This is a genomic window from Neobacillus drentensis (assembly GCF_036965645.1).
Taxonomy (GTDB): domain Bacteria; phylum Bacillota; class Bacilli; order Bacillales; family Cytobacillaceae; genus Neobacillus; species Neobacillus drentensis_D.
The window spans coordinates 7,580-27,083 of the sequence record NZ_JBALPZ010000174.1 but is presented as its reverse complement, the minus strand read 5'-3'; the positions used below and the strand labels follow the sequence as shown (position 1 = coordinate 27,083).

Annotated in this window: 21 protein-coding genes and 2 pseudogenes; 7 read left to right on the top strand and 16 right to left on the bottom strand. The window is 37.9% G+C overall.

Features of this window, described 5'->3' with window-relative positions:
- Positions 1 to 26 precede the first annotated feature (26 nt).
- Positions 27 to 2,627, bottom strand: coding sequence for a phosphoenolpyruvate synthase (gene ppsA / locus V7266_RS26255; protein ID WP_335472190.1), 2,601 nt, complete (start codon positions 2,625 to 2,627; stop codon positions 27 to 29).
- 253 nt (positions 2,628 to 2,880) lie between these two features.
- Positions 2,881 to 3,108 carry a hypothetical protein gene (locus V7266_RS26250; protein WP_335472189.1) on the bottom strand — a complete coding sequence of 76 codons (228 nt, stop codon included), beginning with the start codon at positions 3,106 to 3,108 and terminating at the stop codon, positions 2,881 to 2,883.
- 316 nt (positions 3,109 to 3,424) lie between these two features.
- On the opposite strand from V7266_RS26250, the gene V7266_RS26245 reads away from it, so the two are divergent.
- From V7266_RS26245 to V7266_RS26235, 3 genes are read left to right on the top strand one after another with little or no spacing between them, the layout of a single operon-like run.
- Positions 3,425 to 3,799: a DUF2089 domain-containing protein gene (locus V7266_RS26245; RefSeq protein ID WP_335472188.1), complete on the top strand. Its 375-nt coding sequence runs from the start codon at positions 3,425 to 3,427 to the stop codon at positions 3,797 to 3,799.
- Positions 3,800 to 4,189: an SHOCT-like domain-containing protein gene (locus tag V7266_RS26240; protein WP_335472187.1), complete on the top strand. Its 390-nt coding sequence runs from the start codon at positions 3,800 to 3,802 to the stop codon at positions 4,187 to 4,189.
- Positions 4,190 to 4,193: 4 nt separating this feature from the next.
- A complete protein-coding gene (locus tag V7266_RS26235) occupies positions 4,194 to 4,463 on the top strand; it encodes a hypothetical protein (RefSeq protein WP_335472186.1) in 270 nt (89 codons plus the stop codon).
- Positions 4,464 to 4,544: 81 nt separating this feature from the next.
- Here V7266_RS26235 and V7266_RS26230 read toward each other — a convergent pair whose 3' ends face one another.
- The gene (locus V7266_RS26230) at positions 4,545 to 5,093 is read right to left on the bottom strand and encodes a GNAT family N-acetyltransferase (protein ID WP_335472193.1); all 549 of its coding nucleotides are present in this window, start codon (positions 5,091 to 5,093) and stop codon (positions 4,545 to 4,547) included.
- A 38-nt stretch (positions 5,094 to 5,131) separates the two neighbouring features.
- Complete coding sequence (locus tag V7266_RS26225; RefSeq protein ID WP_335472185.1) at positions 5,132 to 6,046, bottom strand: LysR family transcriptional regulator; 915 nt, start codon at positions 6,044 to 6,046, stop codon at positions 5,132 to 5,134.
- A gap of 147 nt (positions 6,047 to 6,193) precedes the next feature.
- Between V7266_RS26225 and V7266_RS26220 the strand changes: the two genes are divergently transcribed.
- Positions 6,194 to 7,468, top strand: coding sequence for an MFS transporter (locus tag V7266_RS26220; protein ID WP_335472184.1), 1,275 nt, complete (start codon positions 6,194 to 6,196; stop codon positions 7,466 to 7,468).
- A gap of 114 nt (positions 7,469 to 7,582) precedes the next feature.
- Entirely contained in the window at positions 7,583 to 7,735 is a 153-nt protein-coding gene (locus V7266_RS30820; RefSeq protein WP_420491502.1) for a tyrosine-type recombinase/integrase, read from the top strand.
- Between the two features lie 58 nt (positions 7,736 to 7,793).
- Here V7266_RS30820 and V7266_RS26215 read toward each other — a convergent pair whose 3' ends face one another.
- The 9 genes and pseudogenes from V7266_RS26215 to V7266_RS26170 all read right to left on the bottom strand — a co-directional run.
- Complete coding sequence (locus tag V7266_RS26215; RefSeq protein WP_335472183.1) at positions 7,794 to 8,543, bottom strand: ABC transporter permease; 750 nt, start codon at positions 8,541 to 8,543, stop codon at positions 7,794 to 7,796.
- Entirely contained in the window at positions 8,544 to 9,305 is a 762-nt protein-coding gene (locus V7266_RS26210) for an ABC transporter ATP-binding protein (protein ID WP_335472182.1), read from the bottom strand.
- Positions 9,306 to 9,475: 170 nt separating this feature from the next.
- Positions 9,476 to 9,987, bottom strand: a pseudogene (locus V7266_RS26200) (DUF1048 domain-containing protein).
- Complete coding sequence (locus V7266_RS26195; RefSeq protein ID WP_335472180.1) at positions 9,984 to 10,328, bottom strand: PadR family transcriptional regulator; 345 nt, start codon at positions 10,326 to 10,328, stop codon at positions 9,984 to 9,986. The pseudogene V7266_RS26200 and the gene V7266_RS26195 overlap by 4 nt, the downstream one beginning before the upstream one ends.
- Before the next feature lie 350 nt (positions 10,329 to 10,678).
- A complete protein-coding gene (locus V7266_RS26190; RefSeq protein ID WP_335472179.1) occupies positions 10,679 to 11,137 on the bottom strand; it encodes a collagen-like protein in 459 nt (152 codons plus the stop codon).
- A 79-nt stretch (positions 11,138 to 11,216) separates the two neighbouring features.
- Positions 11,217 to 11,417 (bottom strand): YjcZ family sporulation protein, encoded by a 201-nt coding sequence (locus V7266_RS26185; protein WP_335472178.1) that lies wholly within the window; start codon positions 11,415 to 11,417, stop codon positions 11,217 to 11,219.
- A gap of 835 nt (positions 11,418 to 12,252) precedes the next feature.
- On the bottom strand, positions 12,253 to 12,810 hold the full coding sequence (locus V7266_RS26180) for a GNAT family N-acetyltransferase (RefSeq protein ID WP_335472177.1): 558 nt from the start codon (positions 12,808 to 12,810) through the stop codon (positions 12,253 to 12,255).
- Positions 12,811 to 12,836: 26 nt separating this feature from the next.
- On the bottom strand, positions 12,837 to 14,141 hold the full coding sequence (locus tag V7266_RS26175) for an MFS transporter (protein WP_335472192.1): 1,305 nt from the start codon (positions 14,139 to 14,141) through the stop codon (positions 12,837 to 12,839).
- Positions 14,142 to 14,259: 118 nt separating this feature from the next.
- Positions 14,260 to 15,195 (bottom strand): annotated as a pseudogene (locus V7266_RS26170) (PLP-dependent aminotransferase family protein); the annotation flags it as partial.
- 286 nt (positions 15,196 to 15,481) lie between these two features.
- Here V7266_RS26170 and V7266_RS26165 point away from each other — a divergent pair.
- Entirely contained in the window at positions 15,482 to 16,357 is an 876-nt protein-coding gene (locus tag V7266_RS26165) for a DMT family transporter (protein ID WP_335472176.1), read from the top strand.
- Between the two features lie 15 nt (positions 16,358 to 16,372).
- Here V7266_RS26165 and V7266_RS26160 read toward each other — a convergent pair whose 3' ends face one another.
- Both V7266_RS26160 and V7266_RS26155 read right to left on the bottom strand, forming a co-directional pair.
- On the bottom strand, positions 16,373 to 16,987 hold the full coding sequence (locus V7266_RS26160; protein ID WP_335472175.1) for a nucleotidyltransferase family protein: 615 nt from the start codon (positions 16,985 to 16,987) through the stop codon (positions 16,373 to 16,375).
- Between the two features lie 424 nt (positions 16,988 to 17,411).
- Entirely contained in the window at positions 17,412 to 17,825 is a 414-nt protein-coding gene (locus tag V7266_RS26155) for a CBO0543 family protein (RefSeq protein WP_335472174.1), read from the bottom strand.
- A gap of 363 nt (positions 17,826 to 18,188) precedes the next feature.
- Here V7266_RS26155 and V7266_RS26150 point away from each other — a divergent pair, with 363 nt between their 5' ends.
- Entirely contained in the window at positions 18,189 to 18,323 is a 135-nt protein-coding gene (locus V7266_RS26150) for a hypothetical protein (protein WP_335472173.1), read from the top strand.
- A gap of 238 nt (positions 18,324 to 18,561) precedes the next feature.
- On the opposite strand, the gene V7266_RS26145 is transcribed toward V7266_RS26150, so the two are convergent.
- On the bottom strand, positions 18,562 to 19,161 hold the full coding sequence (locus tag V7266_RS26145) for a nitroreductase family protein (RefSeq protein WP_335472172.1): 600 nt from the start codon (positions 19,159 to 19,161) through the stop codon (positions 18,562 to 18,564).
- Positions 19,162 to 19,504 lie beyond the last annotated feature (343 nt).

Sequence of the window (19,504 nt, the reverse complement as noted above, 5' to 3'; positions counted from 1 at the left end):
CATTTATACTGTATGGTATTCAGTCATTACAATATTTCGATATACCCTTCTGTTCCATGCACGCGGATTCGTTGCCCATCTTTTATCAGTTTAGTAGCATTCTCCACACCAACAACTGCAGGCAAACCATATTCACGTGCGATAACGGCTCCATGGGTCATCAATCCGCCAACTTCGGTGACGAGGCCTTTTATCGATACAAACAACGGCGTCCAACTAGGATCAGTAAAAGCGGTGACTAAGATATCTCCCTCTTCTAAATCAGCATCTTCCATATTTAAGATGACACGAGCGCGTCCCTCGATCACTCCGGAAGAAACAGGTAAACCTACAATAGCTTTAGCTGGGAGATTTTCTCGTTTGTACTTACCTGCAATGATTTCACCATCAGACGTGATAACACGAGGCGGAGTTAGTTTTTCATAAAATCTGTACTCGCCTTTTCGCTTGCTGATGATCTGGTAATCAAGTTTTTTTGTGCGCAGACTATCGCGAAGTTCTTCAAAAGTAAGATAGTATATATCTTCCTTTTCATGAATAATTCCCGCTTGTACGAGTTGTTCGGCTTCTTTCAGTAAAGCCTGCTTATAAACGAAGTAGCGATTAATCATGCCGTATTTTGGATATTCACGATAACCGATAAAATTTCGGATCCGGTCAATCATTCGTTTTGTTTCTTTGGCCTTTTGTTCACCATCCGGTAATTGCTTCAATCGGTCTAATAACTCTTGTTCCTTTTCCAAAGCTTCTTGTCGCCCTTGTTCAAATTTGCGCTTGCCGGCATTGGGTTCAAAGTTTTTGATGTTACCAAGTATCATGGGGACAAGTGTAATTGGTTTTTCACTCCAACGAGTTTTCGTCATATCGATTTCTCCGGCACATCGCATTCCGTATTTGTTGAGAAAAGCATTGAAAGCGTCTCTGGTTTCTTGTCCTCCAACAAAATTAACTATTTCATCCAAAAAGTTATCATCTTTTACATGTTGTAAATAATCAATTACTTCTGGATATGGACGAATCACATCTGCGACATCCAATAGGGCTAATCCCATTTCCGAAGTAATATTGTTTGGAACAGATTGAGTAAGCGTGTCTGCTGCGTTTTTTTCACCTAACCACTCGTTCATTTTTTCATTGACCCATGTTGAAGCATTTATAGCAGCCATAAATACAGCTGTACTTTGAGGGTCAAATAAAATCTTCTTTAATTCCTGAATATCTTCTAAAATAAAATCAAGTAAATTTATTCCTGACTTCGTTTGGATGTTTTGTTTTAACTCTTCAATCGAGGTTTGATTACGCTTAATCAAATCAGAAACGATGGATGGATTGTTTTCGATTTGTGCCAGCATATCTGTATTGCCTCTAGTGGGACTCGATGCTTTTGAATCATTTGGTAACGATTTTATAAAATCTCCACGATCAATGATGTTCATAATTGCGTCTTTCATTAATGGATCGTGTTGTCCCATAGCATTTACTAAAATGTTTCTACTGACAGGTGAAGCCAGTTGGTGTGTGACATCAACAAACAACCTTCCACCAGCTTTACGCATGGGCGCAGGAGTCGTTAACAGAAAAAAAGACAATCCCAATGGTTTTATGGGGTCTGTCATCATTTGTTGATGACCGACAGATATATAAACGTGATTTTCTTGATCATTCGCTTCAGGGATGGGGAAAAGTGTCGTGATTGGACGGCTCTGGACAATATAAAAGTTGTCATCAACCAAACACCATTCGATATCTTGCGGACAGCCAAAATAAGCTTCGATCTGTCTTCCAATCCGCGCCAGTTGTAAGATTTGTTGGTCATTAAGTGTTTGCGTCTCTTGCTGATCAGGAGCAATCTCGTGTGTCTCTGTTCCGCCTTCTTTTCGTCCATAGATAGCCAATTTTTTAGCTGCTATCATCTTATCGACAATTTTATTCTCTTTAACCTTATAGCAATCGGCAGATACTAATCCAGAGACCAGTGCTTCACCAAGTCCAAAACTGGCATCGATGGATAGCAGCTTGCGATTAGAAGTAATCGGATCAGCGGTAAATAAAATCCCTGAAGCCTGTGGGAAAACCATCCTTTGAACGATAACGGATATATAAACTTGACTGTGGTCAAATCCATTTTGCATTCGGTAGATGATCGCACGATCCGTAAATAAGGAAGCCCAGCATTTGCTGATATGCTGCAAGATGGCTTCTTTGCCGATGATATTTAAATAGGTATCTTGTTGACCAGCAAACGAGGCATGTGGTAAATCTTCAGCAGTCGCACTAGAACGCACTGCATAAGCATGTTCCTCGCCAAACTGGGAGAGATAGTGAGCAACTGCTTTCACTACATCGGAAGGAACTTCTACTTCTATAATGAGTTCCCGAATCTTCCTGCTGATTTTACCAATTTTATCTCGATCCTCTACTTTCAGTTTTGTTAGTTGATTCAACAAAGCTTGAAACGTTTCGTTGTGTTCGATGGCTTTTTGATATCCCACGGTTGTAACACAAAATCCTTCTGGTACTTGTATTCCTTGAATTTTTGATAATTCCCCTAAATTTAACCCTTTTCCGCCAACGAGCAAAAGCTGTGTTTCTTCCATTTCCTGAAAACCGAGAACCAAAGAACTCATGCTATCTCTCCTCATCCTTACATTTCTTTTGAAATCTCATTAAAGTTCTATTGTATTTTAGCAGTAGCAAATGAGAATAAATAGTCTATATTGGCCATTTTTTATATGTTATAATTATATTAGGAAGAGTTAGAGTTCAACTTTCAAATGACCTTACCAAAAAGTAACACCTAACCTTTGGTTTAATAAAAAAAACTGCGTTATTAGCAGCCAGAATTTAAAGGAAAGCACCCTTTAGTTAAGCAAGCAAATTTCATAAAAAGGTAAACACAATAGCAATTATGCCAAACAAAATCAGCAGGATTCCAAACATAAAAATCCCTGTCACATATTCAAATATAGTAAAGAAAAAGGCAGTCCTCCTTATCCTACTTCTCTCTTCAAATAGAATTTTTAAGCCATCTCTAACCTCATAAAAACTAAGTGAACTTAAACCAAACCCTACAATAATACAACTAATTCCCACATATAAAAGTGTCATGACCTATTTTCTCCAATCAAATCCACGAATAACATCATAAGTTCTTTTCCCATAAACAACCGTGTCAATTCTAAAACTTAGAAGTTCTTCGTTATGATTTCACTAACCCTGTAAATAATTCCCTTAAAAAGAGAAAACCAAGAGTACTCCTCAAAGCCTGATCTGAAGAAACGCTTAATTTTATAATTAATGTTTTAAATACGTAAATTAAATATATTTATTTTTATTCTCTTAAATATTTATTTTTTTAATTTTAATATTTAATTTTTAATTCAATTGATGTATGATTAAATTATAAATAATGAAGGAGGGAATTATGGCCTATCCTCTAATTTCAGAGTGTCCCGTTTGTGGTAAGCAATTAAGAATTACAAAGTTACATTGTACTCATTGTCATACCACAATTGAAAATGAATTTGAACTCTCTAATTTTGCAACTCTTAACAAGGAACAGCTTAGTTTTATTGAAACTTTTCTAAAGTGCCGTGGAAATATTAAAGAAGTTGAAAAAGAACTTGGAGTCTCCTATCCCACCGTGCGTGGAAAATTAGATGACATTATCTCTTCTCTTGGATATTCTACCTCTAAAAAGGTTGAAAAAATTGATCGAAAAAAAGTAATTTTAATGCTGGAGAAGGGCGAAATAACAGCGGAAGATGCTATCGGAATTTTAAATGGGGAGGAATCCTAAATGAGTGACGAAATTTCAAGAGTATTAACAATGGTTGAAGAAGGAAAGTTGAACAAAGAGAAGGCTGCTGAATTAATCGATGTACTGCAAGGAAAGAGTAATCAGGTCGATCTAAATAAACGGACCTCAACCACCTATTTAAACAAAATGCTAAAAATCCGTGTTACTTCTGAAGAAGGTGACAATGTAAATGTTAATCTGCCAATAAAACTCCTTAAAGCTTTATTAAAGGTAGGAACCAATATTGCTAAGATGATTCCCGAATCCGAAAAGTATGTAAAGGATATCGACGTTGAACTTTTAATTGAAGCTATTGAAAATGAATTGGACGGACAAATTGTCGATGTTACTTCAGCAAAAGGTGACAAAGTACTAGTTATTATTGAGTAATTTGATGAAGATTAAAATTAAAGTAGAATCCAGACGATTTATTATTCCAGTTCCATATGCCTTTTTACATCTATTCATTGGGCTTCTCACTTCAAAGCGAATCCTGGTGCTTGTAAATCGTGCAATTGATAAAAACGCAAAGAAAAAATTTCAAATTCCTTATATAAACAGAGATGACTTGAAGCCTTTGCTAAGGGAACTTTCAAAACAAAGAGGTCTAAAGCTGGTTGATATAAGCCTTAAAGACGGAACAGAGATTTCTATTAGGTTATAAAGCACAATTCCTCCGTACTGGAATTGTGCTTTTTCTCTGCTAGGATTTTCATCAGTTTGGTTTCCAGAATTGTAATCCTTCTCAACCTAATAACAAATCGCTGATCTTGATCCTCCAAATCATATGATCGTATCCTTCGTCCCAATAATCCTTTAACAAATAATCAGGGTCTCCAAATTTCTTTCTCCAGATTTTTTGTGCACTTTTGTAGCCACTATCTAAACAAAATTCTTCTATGCCTTTACTCCGTAAAGTAAAATACATTGAATTTAATAGCAAATTCCCTACCCCATTTCTCTGGTAGTCCGGCCGAACAAATACTGTACCTACCTCCATTAGCTCTTTATAAGAGTTATTTGTACAATTACATATGAGATCACTTGCTGGCCCATATTCAATTGAACCAATAATTTTATTACCATCTAAAGCAATCAAGAAATACCGTTTCTCTCCATTGCTTTCAAAATCGCTTTCTATGTATTTTTCCTTAACTTTGACCTCATCATTAATATCATTCAACTTCTCACCTAAACCTTCTTTAATAAAGGTATCCGCAATCACTATTCTAAAAAATGAATTTAACTCTTTTATGTCCTCAATTCTTGGCCTTTTTATCTCCACGTTAAGCACCCCAAAACTCCTTTCATATAGAAAAGTACCATGTTCGTTCAATAGGTAGTCTCCGAACATGACCAGTCTTTTGCATGTTTCAAAGTAATATTGATAAACATGGATAAAGCTGGGGAAATCCACTTGTTCTTATGATAAGCGACTTGGGAGAAAATCTGTTTAAAATCACCAACGCAGGGAATAATTTTTAACCTTCCTGCCTTGATTTCATCAATTGCTGTCATTAAAGGTAAATAAGCAATACCAAGCCCGCTCATCACACAACGTTTCATCGCTTCTATACTCCAAAGCTCCATCGTATGGGAAGGTACGATTCCCCGTTCAACAAGGTATTCTTCAAACAAAGTTCGATAACTGCATTCTTTCTCGTTCACAATCAAACACTCGCTGATCTTTTGATTTTCGCAGCTTTTATCTAAAATATTCAACGGACAATCAGGGCTTCCAACAAGGACAAGCGGTTCATCTAACAACGAATGGACGATTAAATCAGAATCCTGCAACTGTGGCAGCATGACAAAAGCAATATCTGCACTCCCATTAAGTATTAACCTCTTGTTATCTCCGCAGGTGGCGTTACTTAAACTGATGTCTACATGAGGAAATTTCTTTCGATATTCTCTTAATATTGGTTCTAGGCGGTATACCGTTAAAGATTCCGGAGCCGCAATCTTTAACTCCCCTTTTATTTCCTCTCCATCACTGGTAATGCTTTCGATTTTTCCATAGGTGTCTAAAATTTCTTGAATATAGGGCAACAACTTCTTCCCAATATCTGTCAACCTAACCTTTCGACCCATCCGATCAAACAGAAGTCCGCCTAAATGTTCTTCAAGTGCCTGGATATGAGAAGTTACCGTGGATTGAGTGTAGCCTAAATGTTCTGCTGCTTGTGTGAAGCTGCCCGTTTCAATGACCTTTTTAAACGTAACAAAATGGCGTATTTCCATCATTTCACCCACTTTTCTTTGACTCTTCCTTCTATAGTATCAAGAAAATCAATGGATAACTTCATAAACTTCAATTTTACTAATAATTAATTGGACGTTAATATTAAGAAAAAACAGGAAATTATATAAATACAACGGAGGGGTTGAGTTTTGAAACGTATCCATTATAGCTGGTTTATTCTGGCCATTACATTTTTCTCTATTATTGCAGCGGGAATTGTCATGTCATCATCAGGGGTTTTCATAGATCCTTTCGAAAAGGAATTCGGCTGGGATCGATCTGTTATTGCACTCGCTTTTGCCATTAGTATGTTTCTATATGGTATATCAGGTCCGTTTATGGCAGCATTACTTAATGTGATTGGGTTAAAGAAAATGATGATTATTTCGATGGCAACTCTGCTGTGGGGTATCATACTAACCTTCATTATGAATCAATCATGGCAGATGATCATCATTTGGGGCTTTATCATCGGGCTGGGATCAAGCCTTTTTTTAACGGTATTAAGTCCATATGTAGCGAATCATTGGTTTGAGAAAAGAAGAGGTCTTGCAGTAGGAATATTAACGGCAAGTACAGCGACAGGTCAGTTAATTCTGCTTCCTGTCTTAGCGGCTATTATAAATAAGTATTCGTGGCGCCCAGCGATTGGTTTAATTATGATCCTGAGTCTCATTATGCTAATCATAATCCTTTTATTTATGAAAAACACACCAAAGGATGTTGGTATTCTTCCGTATGGACTTGAAGAAGAAGTACGAGAGAGCACAGAAGGACCAAAGGAAAACCCTATTGTTGTAGCCTTCGATGGTTTATTCGAAGCTGTGAAAGTAAAGGAATTTTGGTTATTATCTGGTAGTTTCTTTATTTGTGGGCTTTCAACGAGCGGTTTAATTGGTACCCATTTTGTTTCTTACTGTATAAGTTTTGGAGTACCTCTAGTTACAGCGGCTTCGTTTCTTTCGTTTATGGGAATCTTTAATCTAGTAGGAACAACTCTATCAGGTTGGCTGTCCGATCGTTTCGATAATCGATGGCTATTATTTTGGTACTACGGTTTAAGAGGAGCTTCTCTTCTATCTCTTCCATATGCATTAAATGAAGGTTCCACTACAATGCTAGTAATCTTTTCTGTGTTTTATGGATTAGATTGGATTGCAACTGTTCCACCTACCATTAGCATCTCAAGACAAATTTTCGGCACTACTAAAAGTGGAATCGTTTATGGTTGGATTTATGCATCTCATCAGGTAGGTGCTGCAGTAGCTGCTTATGGAGGGGGACTAATCTATAAATTTTTCAACACTTACACGTGGGCATTCTTCTTGGCGGGAGTTTTCTGTTTATTAGCAAGCTTATTTGTCATTATTATAAAAAAACGGCATTCAAGTCAATTAGCTAAAGAAGAAATAATGACAATATAGCATTGCATCTGGCTAACAACCGCCAAGATAAGGACTCGGCTACTTTTGAAATTGAACGCCATCCTCATAAATAAGCATTGCCCAGATGAGATATAAGATTAAGCGAATTTCAAATTGCGCGGACATCAATTAAGACACTTCTACGCCACCTATTTATTAAATAATGGAACGTCACTGGATGTTATCCAGAGCTTACTTGATCACAAGAAAAGTAAAACCACTCGTATTAAGCCCAACTTAAATGTAATCCATAGTTCCTTCATTTAAGTTAATGGCATATCGGAGCGGCTGAACTATTGATTTGGCTAATCCAATAATGTTGTACTTATCCTAACTGGCGTTTAAATTCTTTACAGGCGATGAAATAAGCGATGACCATAATGCCGACGCACCAGGAAAGAGCGATCCAGATACCGTTGCCAACATACCCTTCATACAAGAGAGCACGAATTGCATTTACAATTGAAGTCACGGGCTGGTTTTCAGCGAACGCGCGGACAATTTTAGGCATGGTTTCGGTGGGGACAAAGGCCGAACTGATAAACGGCAGGAAAATCAGCGGGTACGAGTAGGCTGTCGCCCCTTCCATAGACCCCGCTCTCAATCCGGGAATGACCGCCAGCCATGTCAGCGCCAGCGTAAACAGACCAAGTATCCCAGCTACCGCGAGCCAATCCAGGATATTAGCGCTGGAACGGAAGCCCATCAAGAGCGCGATGAGGATAACCACCACCACAGTAAGTACATTAGAAACAAGCGAAGTCAACACGTGAGCCCACAATACCGAAGAACGCTTGATGGGCATCGTAATGAAACGCGCCATCAAACCGCTCTTTACATCCGTAAATAACCGCAAGGAAGTGTATGCGACGCCGGATGCGATAGCCATCAGTAAGATTCCTGGCAATAAATAATTGACGTAGTTGTCCGTGCCTGTCTCGATAGCGCCGCCAAATACGTAGACAAACAGCAGCATCATCATAATCGGCGTAATCGCCACCGTGATAATCGTATCAGGACTTCGCATGATGTTGCGCATTAAACGCCCAAGTAATACCCCTGTTTTGCTTTTCATTTATATCTCCTCCTTTTTACCGATGATCGCGAGGAAAATTTCCTCCAATGTTGGCTGCTTCTCGATGTACTCCACTTTCGCTGGCGGGAACATCTCTTTGAGTTCGGTAAGGGTACCGGTTGTGATGATTTTTCCGCCATGCAGGATGGCGATACGGTCCGCCAGTTGTTCGGCTTCCTCCAGGTACTGGGTCGTCAGCAAGATGGTTGTGCCGCCGCCAGCAAGCTCCTTGACGGTATCCCATACTTCAATCCGCGCTTCGGGGTCAAGCCCTGTTGTCAGTTCGTCAAGAAAAATGACTGCTGGCGCCCCAATCAGGCTCATGGCGATGTCAAGCCGGCGCTTCATCCCGCCGGAATATTTGTCCGCCCGGCGGTTGGCTGCGTCACGCAGGCTGAATCTTGCAAGCAGATTGTCGGCGACTTGTGCGGGATTGGAAACTCCCCGCAACTTGGCGATCATTATCAGGTTTTCCCGCCCGCTGAGCATGCCGTCCAAAGCTGCGAACTGCCCTGTCAGACTGATACTTTGGCGGATATGATCTGGTTGACGCCGGATGTCGAAGCCACAAATACTTACTTCGCCACCATCGGGCTTCATCAGCGTCGAGAGGATGTTAACCGTCGTCGTCTTGCCGGCCCCATTTGAGCCCAGCAGTGCGAAAATTTCACCACGCCCTACCTCAAAATCCACCCCTTTTAGGACTTCCTTATCTTTAAAAGATTTTTTTAATCCTTTTACTGAAATCGCTGCATTACTCATACTTTTTTCCCCCTTATAAAATGCGCAGCAAGACGCTAGATTGCCTATACTCTACTACTAAGTCTGACAGATATTCTGTATTACTTACTACTGGGTTAAAATATAACTGAATAGTAAAGGTGACACATTACATTTGTAACCAGCTATTCAGTAAGAGTTTTCTATTGAATTTACTTTTTTTCCCATCGCTTCATGATACTCTGATTCAAATCTTCACGATACTTGTCGACATAGGTTTTAGCGTTTGCCACAGTTCGTAGGCAAAGGAAGCCAAGTCGTACCTAGTGACGGTTTGTGCATTAGTGTTGATATTAGGCTAAAATCCACTAGGATTTCTCCGTTATCCACGACCAATGTTATCGTTCAACTTCTTGCGATACTTATCCTTCCAAGTTTGCTCATCCTTCACCAGCTCGTCGCAGAAAGCAGCCACGTCTTCGCCCGTAAGGTCAGTGACTTTCTTTCCTTCCGCTGCACCTTCCTCGAAAAGGTCGAGAATGCCGTTAAAGATACGGCTGCTGTCCTTCCAGTCGGTGGGACCACCACCAGCAGTCCACATATATTTTTGCATAGCTTTGTAAGCGTTGCGGTAATCACTTGGAAGTGCCTTCGCACGCGCCTCCATCGCCCTCCATTCCCGCTTGTCATCCAGACTTCCGATAATTTTTTCAAAAAAATTCATTTTACTTCTCTCCTTTTGATTTTATTAGTTTTGAGTTCGTTTATTTCACTTGAAATGAAATTCCATTTTTTCCAAAAGATTTCAAGCTGCTCTTGACCTGCTGCGTTCAGTGTGTAAAATTTTCTCGGCGGTCCCATAGTGGATGGCTTTTTCTCGATGTCCACCAGATTGTTTTTCTCAAGCCGCATGGTAATCGTATAAACTGTGCCTTCAACCACATCAATGAAGCCAAGTTCTCGCAGCTGTTGCGTGATTTCATATCCGTAAGTTTCTCCACGGCTGATGATTTCAAGCACACACCCCTCAAGCACCCCTTTCAGCATTTCCGTGATATTTTCCAATTTTTCACCTCCATTTATTTTTTACTTATATGTTTTTTAGTACTCTGTAACACAGGTATTTTGTGTTACTTATATTCAGTGTTACTGACTACTAGTATATAGTATTACCGAATAGCGTCTTTTGTCAATAAAACTTTTCGTTAAAAGAGCCCGTTATTACGGCTTCAAAAGTGTTTTTATCAAAAATATCTTGGTTGAATTATAAAAAGTGATACCAGTTAACGGCATCACTATCAAATGTGAGAAAGAAATTCCTTATTATTTAATAGCATAGGACAACCAAACATAATCGCAGTGCCTTTACCATTAACAGATCTACGACCTAGACGTTTTTCTTGTTTATAACGTTTTTAAAAACACGTAAACGAAAGAATTCTCCTTGTATCAATACCAAAAATCATCCAGGAAAAACCATTCCATCTGAAACCAGCAACAGATCTTGGACCTACGAAAATGGGATAAAACCAAAATCCTTCACCATTATTGAGCCATATAAAAGTATTACGAAATAGGCACAACCTTATTGCTCCTGGATCAACAGCAAATGGTGAAGCAGCTGCTTGTTGAGGAATAAATGGTGGCGGAGGAGCAGTTGGAGCTTGTGGAATTTGTGATCCGGGTAGACCTGGAAAACCTGATGGTCCCGTAAAATCTGGTCCTGGTAAACCTGGTCCTGGAAAACCCGGTCCTGGTAAACTTGGTAAACCCGGTCCTGGTAGTCCCGGAAACGAGGGCACTGGTAAACTTGGAAATTGACGATCCAATTGCTGATCATAAACTATATAGGAGTATACTGGCTGATTATACATTTAAAACATCACCACCTTATGTTAAATAATTCTCATCTGAGTATTAATGAGGGTTATTTAATGGAACCAATCACATCTTTTAACCACAGAAACAAACTGCACCAACAATGATTAATAAAATAAACAACACTACTATGAGTATAAATTCACCGCACCCATGTACAGGAAAACAACCTGCATAAACAGGAGCTGCATAGGAGTATGACAATGGTGGCTGGGGAAGAACATTTGATCCAGCAGTAATCGGTAAGGCATTTGAAATCGGTAAGACATTATCCATTTTTACACTTCCTTTAGAATGTTTGGCGAGCTAATATGACATTACACTATATATTACACTCAGAGAGGAAGTTGGAGCGCGTCTGTATTATAAATAGGCACGAATTAGTGACAATTACTTTTAGTAATGAAAAAAAAGAGTGGCAGGCTATCTTGAACATCAAACCACGGTTTCAGTATGAGAAAAATAATGTACAAAGGTTTATGATCTTGCGGATTGAGGTGCGATTTTATTGAATAAACCTACTGTTATTATTAATGGTTGATTTTCGGGCAGTTATGAGATTTCATAGACGGAGAATTTCCGGCTAATGTATTAAGAGGAAGTTTAAGAAATGAGATAAGCGGAGAATTTCCGATTAACTGTTCTAAATAAGACAAAATCCAAAGATTTGGATTATATAAACGGAAAAACTTCCTTTATTTTTAAGGAAATATGTGTATTTCCCAATTTAAGCGGAATTTTACCGTTTATTTTTCAAACACAGTGAATCAACATTCAGTTATATACAGAGCCAAGTTTCAAGGAATGTCTAGAAATTCAGTCCCTACCTGGCAAACTAGTAGAAAACGAAATGAAGTTTATCGGGATAAAGAATCATTTTGTTCTAGGCGTATGATGAAGAAAATAGATGAATGGAAAAGAGCATCCAGATGATGCTCTTTATTTTTGGAGTGGATTTAGTTAACGAAATAGATGCGAAATACTGTTTCTTTTTCACAAAACTCCCCCATTAAAAGAACCCGTTAGAACCAAATCCTGCTTTTTTTCTCTTACTAACTTAATCTAAATATCTGTATTATTTCAGGACAAATTGAAGTGTTTTGTACTCCAATTAAAACTCTTCTTTTAAAATAGAAAACATCTTTATATCTTGATGTTTTCCCTTTATAAATACGCCTTTTCTAATTATTCCTTCAAAAGACATACCCGTTTTTTCCATCACTCGTGCGGAACCGATATTTTCTACAAAACACCTGGCTTGGATACGGACTAAGTTCATTTTTTCAAAACCAAATTTTATTACTTCTTTTGCTGCCTCAGTAGTTAAGCCATTTCCCCAATAATCTTGAGAAATAACATAACCGATTTCAGCCATTTTGTGATTGGGTTCCCACCAGACAAAGTCTATAGTCCCGATTAATTTCCCATTATCTTTATACTCAATTCCCCAAGGAGCCACTTGACCGCTTTTATATTTTGTTAAGATAAAGTCAATAAATTCTTTTGTATCGGATAGTGTTTTGTGAGTATTCCACGTAACATACTTAGATACTTCTTCATTGGAACCATATGAAAACATATCTTCAACATCATCTAATTTAACTTTCCTAAGAATAAGGCGTTCAGTTTCTAACCTTGGTAAATCACCATAAATTTCCTCTATTTTCATATAATCTTCCTCTCAAATTGATAGGCTTATATTTTACCACCACGAGACCGAGACCATATCACAACTGGTATGAGTAATAAGGATAAGATCCCTCCAGTAAATGATAATGTTACATAACTTGAACCTGCCACAATCATTCCAGACAATGCTCCGCCAGCAGCTCCTGATAGTGCAATCCATACATCTACTGTACCTTGAGTTTTAGCCCGTGTAGAAGTTTCAGTTGAATCAACAATAAGTGCAGTTCCACTGATCAAACCAAAATTCCATCCCAATCCAAGTAAAGAAAGAGCAATTATTAGAAGGACCATAGAATCTCCTAGTGCAATCGCTGCTATTAAACCTGCCAGCAGCAACGTAGTTCCAGAAGCAATAGCCATTGCAGTACGCCCTAACTTATCAACAAGAACACCTGTAACCAGTGAAGGGAGATACATGGCACCTATATGAAAACCAATAACAAGACCGACTGCACCCAAGCCATGTCCATGATGTCTCATATGAACTGGTGTCATTGTCATAATAGCTACCATAACAATTTGAGTCAGAACCATAATCGTTGCTCCAACGATTATTCCACTTTTGTTTTCTGTATGCTTAGTTGTTGCCAATTGTGCTTTATCGCTAACTTCTTGGTTGGTCGCTTCTATCGTTCTTGCAATAACCAATGGATCTGGACGAAGCATGATGAAAAGGATAACACCTGCTAAGATATATGCTGCTGCTGCTAAAATGAAAGGACCTGCAAGTGATGGAACACTAATTGAACGAGCGAAATTCCCCATCACATTCACTAAATTTGGACCTGCAACTGCTCCAAATGTTGTAAAAACCATCGTAATACTAATAGCAGTCGCCCGCTGTTTACTATTCGCTAAGTCCGTACCTGCATAACGAGCTTGTAAATTTGTTGCTGACCCTGCACCATAAACAAGCAGGGAAGTAAATAACAGAAAAACACTATTTATTATTGCTGCCAATATGACGCCTATTGCTCCAAGTCCACCAATCAAAAAGCCAGCTGATAGACCTGTACGACGACCAAACACCTGCGAAAGTCTCCCAACAAATAATGCAGCTCCTGCTGACCCTAAAGTTAATAAAGCTGAAGGAATTCCAGCAAACGCATCTGTACCAAGCATTTGCTGGGCAAGAAGTGCCCCCACAGTAACTCCTGCTGCTAACCCTGCACCACCAAAAATTTGTGAAATACTTACAACGAATAATGTTCGCTTGTATAACGTTTTTTGTTTTTCAGAAGAACAAATGTAACTCTGTAACGATGCTGTTTGGACGTCTAACGCTTTTACACTATCTTTTTGTAACATAATCTAACCTGCCTCTCTAGAAACCTAGTTCTATTTCTAATAAACTTCCAACTAGATGATTTGAATCATCATATCACGAGCAAAAAAACCATACAATATTATAATTGTATGGCGAACAATATCAGGTAAGACCGTTTAGCAAATGTTTAAGGATCATCAATCCTTGCTCAAGCTCTTCCAGCGTTTTTGATGCACATACAGAAACCCTTACCGCCCTTTCTGGACATCTATTTCCAACAACAAAACGTTCAGCTGCATAAACTTGTACTCCCTGCCCAGCAGCTAACGTTTCAAATTCTGCACCTGTAATTGTTCCTGGTAATAGCAACCAGCGAAAGATGCCTGTTTCTACACCTAAACACGTATAGTCTGCAAAATATCGATTTACGATTTGGTTTCTCTGTATGGTTTGTTCCCGATGACCCTCAATTAAGACTTCAAATTCATTTGATACAATCGTATGTGCTGTAAGTTCTGCTAATAACGGGGAAACTGTAATATTTAAGCCTTCGAAATTGGCTCCTTCAATTGACTCGGCACTGCTACATAGGCTAGGCGTAACCCTGGTGCTAGTGACTTGGATAAACTTGCAATATAGATGACCTGTTCCGTGGCAAATGTTGCAACTGCCGGAAGTGGATTTTTGCTGAGAAGATGGTACGATGCATCTTCAATAACGAACTGTTTATACTTTTTGGGAATGGCGGCAATCATTTTTCGATTCTCAACAGACATACATAAAGGAAGCAGTCGGATTATGATAATCTGGGATCAAGTAAAGGCCTTTAATATTTTCATTTTTACATGCATATTCAAAAGCCGTCGGACTCATTTCATAATTTTCTGATTTAATCGGTACTAATTGCACACTAAGCATTGCTGCAACAGTTTTTAAGCCAGGATAGGTATGATCGTCAACACCAATCCGATCTCCAGGCTTACAAAGACTTGCCAATGTAGCAGCAATCGCATTTTGACCCCCATTTGCAAATAAAATGTGCTCCACGGTTGTTTCGAACCCACCTCTTCGGATAAGCTTTAGTGCTGCATCCTTTTTCACACAATTATATGATTGTGCCGTTTATAAAACAATTATCAAGTTCTTTAGTTATGAATATGGGGCCCGCTGATTCACTTTTGATGTAAAAATTCTTACTATTCTGCTACAATAAAACAAAGATATTGGTTGTGAGATTGGACTAGAGGTGATAGTTAAATGTATTGGACTCCATTATTTGAAAACGATGTACCAGTAGCACTCTTCTGCTCTTAATGGAGTGAAGGTGACTACATCTCTCCGTTAGGGCATTTTCGACCTAAATAAAAGACGGAGGGCATAAAAAGTGAAAAACACTATATTAGGTTCTATATATCTAGCTTTAGCTTCCAGTATTTGGGGTGGCATGTACGTTGTTGTTAAAATTGTTGTATCGGTCATACCTCCACTAGAACTTGTGTGGATGCGATATTTAATAGCTATTATCGCACTTCTATTGATCGGCTTCATAACACGGCAAAATTGGCGAATCAATAAATGTCATATCTTGCTAATCATATTCATTGGCATCATTGGTAACGCCATTTCCATAGTTACACAAGAAATTGGTACAATGCTCTCCACAGCACAAATGGGAGCCATTATAACTTCTGCAACACCTGCATTTATGGTTATTTTTGCTCGAATACTCCTCAAAGAACGGTTGACGTTAAAAAAGGGACTCTCCGTTTGTTTAGCAACAATTGGGGTTATTCTCATTGTTGGAGTCGGTCATGTGAATTTGTCCAGTAAACTTGGTGGTCTTTCACTGCTAATTGCTGCTTTAACATGGGCACTCATGTCTGTACTTGTAAAGCGTGTGCCAAGTAATTATTCACAAGTTGTGGTAACCACCTATTCCATCCTAGTCGCCCTAATCGTGTTGACTCCTTTTGTCTTGCCACGGTTACATGAAATGAACATCTCGCAATTGACTCATCCAACTATTTGGGGAGGAGTCTTGTATTTGGGTATTATTTCAACAGCATGTGGGTTTTTACTTTGGAATCGTGGATTACAAATGCTTAACGCCTCAAGTGGGGGGCTATTTTTCTTCTTTCAACCTGTGGTTGGGACATTACTTGGATGGCTTATACTTGGAGAGAACATAGGTGTAACGTTTTGGATAGGCTCCATCCTCATTCTTACTGGTGTTTTATTCGTAATCATCGAGAAAAAATAATACTAAAAAACCCCTTCAACTGTTTCTGAAGGGGTTTTGCTTGTGTAACGGCAGACAATATTGAATGGCTTTCTGGTAATCCTCCTTCGTATCAACATCCATGATGACTCCTGGGTCATCTACATTCAAGTATTTCTTTTCGAAACCATTAAGGACGACACGTAAATTACTTTCTGGATTGGTTTCGAGAATTTTCTGTTTCACTGTTTTTGCTAATTTAATGGGGTGACCGCCTTTATATTGAAAGCTCGGAATCACCACGTTTCCTTTGTGTTCTGCTAATACCTGTACCGTCTCTTTTTTTACAAGCGGACAATCTCCTGGTGTTAGAAAGAAGGATGCAGAACTTACTTCGTTGCATCCCTTTTGAATAGAAGTAAACATTCCTTGATGAAAGTTTTCATTATAAACCACCTTTATCTGAAATGAAAAGGCATTTTTATGACAGATTTTTGCGATTTCCTCTTCGATGAGTTCCGCTTTAAACCCAGATACGACGATCACTCTGCTGCATACCCCTTCAAATTTAGAAATCGTTTGCTCCAGCACAGATATTTGCCCCAGTGGCCAGTTCATTTTAAATGCATTCGCTCGACTGGAATAGCCAGCAGCTAAGACAATCGCTTCCATTTTAGTCACCCTCTACCTATTCATCTATTAGTCTTGTAAGTTTATTCCCACTCTATCTTGAATATGAACTATCAAGGGGAAAGATTAAGTAACTGATCGTATAAACAAAAGTTGAAACAGTTGGAAACTGTATTTAGCCACATAGAAAATTGTTCTTATATAAGAAGAACAGATTGACTACAAAGGCTTCCTTTACTAACATAGACCGTTAATACAATGAAAATAGGCTGCCATTTTTGGCAGCCTATTTCTTTTTTAAAAAAACACCAGTTATCTCAATCATTTAATTCATTATAAGGTCATGGCTTACTACTTTTCATTTTTCAGTCTGATCAACACTTTAGTTTTATCTGGATTCTGGATGGCCGCATCCTCCATATTGTAATGCGCGATGGGATGCGCCCCCGGCTTTACAGTCCAACCTTTAATTTTCGGTAATACTTTGCGTCCCTTTTAATTTATCTAAAACTTTTATTAACCCAACAAACCCTCTAATGATAAACAAAGTAAAATTAACACTTGCAAAAGTATGGAGGGCTGACCATTTGTTCCATTTAAATAATCCCGTGTTCTTTTCCATAAACCATTGACCCAGACTCATAGGAACACTAAACAGCAAACTTTTCATTAGGATTTTACTAAATTTATCATTATACGATATTTTCACCCAGATAACACTTAGAATGGGGAAAAATAACATGTCATAAATAATATTTGTTTTAAAAATTTTTGAAAAAGGACGAACTGGATATTCTATTCTTTTGGTTCCAACCACATAAGCATCAATAAGAGTGGCAATAACTCCTTTTGAGAAAAAAATCAAAAGATTTTCTCGCATTTTCGTTCCCCTGAATAAAAATGGAAAAGATAAAACACATACTACTAATAGTAACCTTAACAACTTTCTCTCCATTAATTAACATCCTCTCGCACCTTCATTGATATTCTTAAAATGCCCTAAATTTACCATTAATACTCTATCGTTATTTAAATAAATTTTTAATAAAAACCCTTTAAGCAATACAATTAAAAGGTTTGTTCACTTGAATGTAGCTTATCCTATTTGAATGTACTTAAATCCTTATATTCAAGTATTGTCTCTGTAATTCTGGGAATGCTTAATTCAGACAGATGATTAAATCCCCTGTTGTAATATGGTTTAAGATACGTGACATTAGTTTGAAAGGAGTCTAGTACAAAGATGGACAAAAACAATAAAAATTTAGATCAACATAATAAGGATTGCGAATGTGAATTTTGCAAAAAACGAGCAAATATAGAAATGAAAAAGGAAGAAGAACGAAAAGAAATTGTAGAAATGTTAAAACGTATATAATATTAGATAGAAAGCAAACAAGCTTAGAAAAGTAAAGATGGGAACCGCTTAAAATTTGAAGAAAATATACTTAATAAATACGGAGGGGGTGAAATCCCCCATTCTCCCACCATCGTATGAGCTGCTTTTATACGCGGCAGTTTTGGCTCACAAGCTATTGACTGCCCCCATTCTCATCAAAAAACCTGATGGAAAATTACCATCAGGCTTCATTAATGAAAAAGACTCTTCGTCAATTTTATTTATAAAATTTCACACGATCTTCTACTGGCTTAAATTCTTTTTCACCTGGTTGTACTGTTGGACTACCAAAAGGCATCTGTGCAATCAACTTCCAATTAGAAGGAATATTCCATTCATTTTTCACTTCTTCATCAATAAGTGGGTTATAGTGTTGTAACGATGCTCCTAGCCCTTCTGATTCTAATGCTGCCCAAACAACTAATTGGTGCATACCTGATGCTTGATTTGACCAAACGGGAAAATTGTCAGCATATGTACTGAATTGTTCTTGAAGAGATTTAATAATATCTTGGTCCTCAAAAAATAGTACTGTTCCGTACCCCGCCTTAAATGATTCCATTTTTTGTTGAGTTCCAGAAAAGTCTCCATTTCCAACTAACTCTCTTAAGGTCTCTGTAGTAATATCCCATAATTTATCATGAGATTCACCTGTCAATATTACAAGACGTGCTGTTTGCGAGTTAAAAGCAGAAGGTGTGTATTTTACTGCAAATTCTACAATTTCTTTAATTCTCTCATCCGAAACTTGTACGTCTTTATTGATTCCATAGAATGAACGTCTTTCTTTTAGAACAGAATAAAAATCTTTAGTCATAACATTATATCCTCCAGTAAATTTTAGATTGAAGTGAAATATCTCAAATTAACAATAATTAAAATCGAGATTAAAAGTCAATTAATTTGTTTAAATTCTTTTTTGACTTCTACTTTTGGTAAAATAACAATAATATATTTATGGTTCCCATCGCACTGTTTTATATTATGAAAAACTATAATCAGTTTTTATTACAAAAAAGGCTTCTTTATGTTGGATATACCGTTTTATGGTCGGCAAGTATCATCAATTGTTTATCGTTCCGTTGAAAATTAATTTGTGCATCAGAGGAATAAAACCAAGCCTTTTTATTTTCCTTTACTTCAAATATGTTTAACTCATC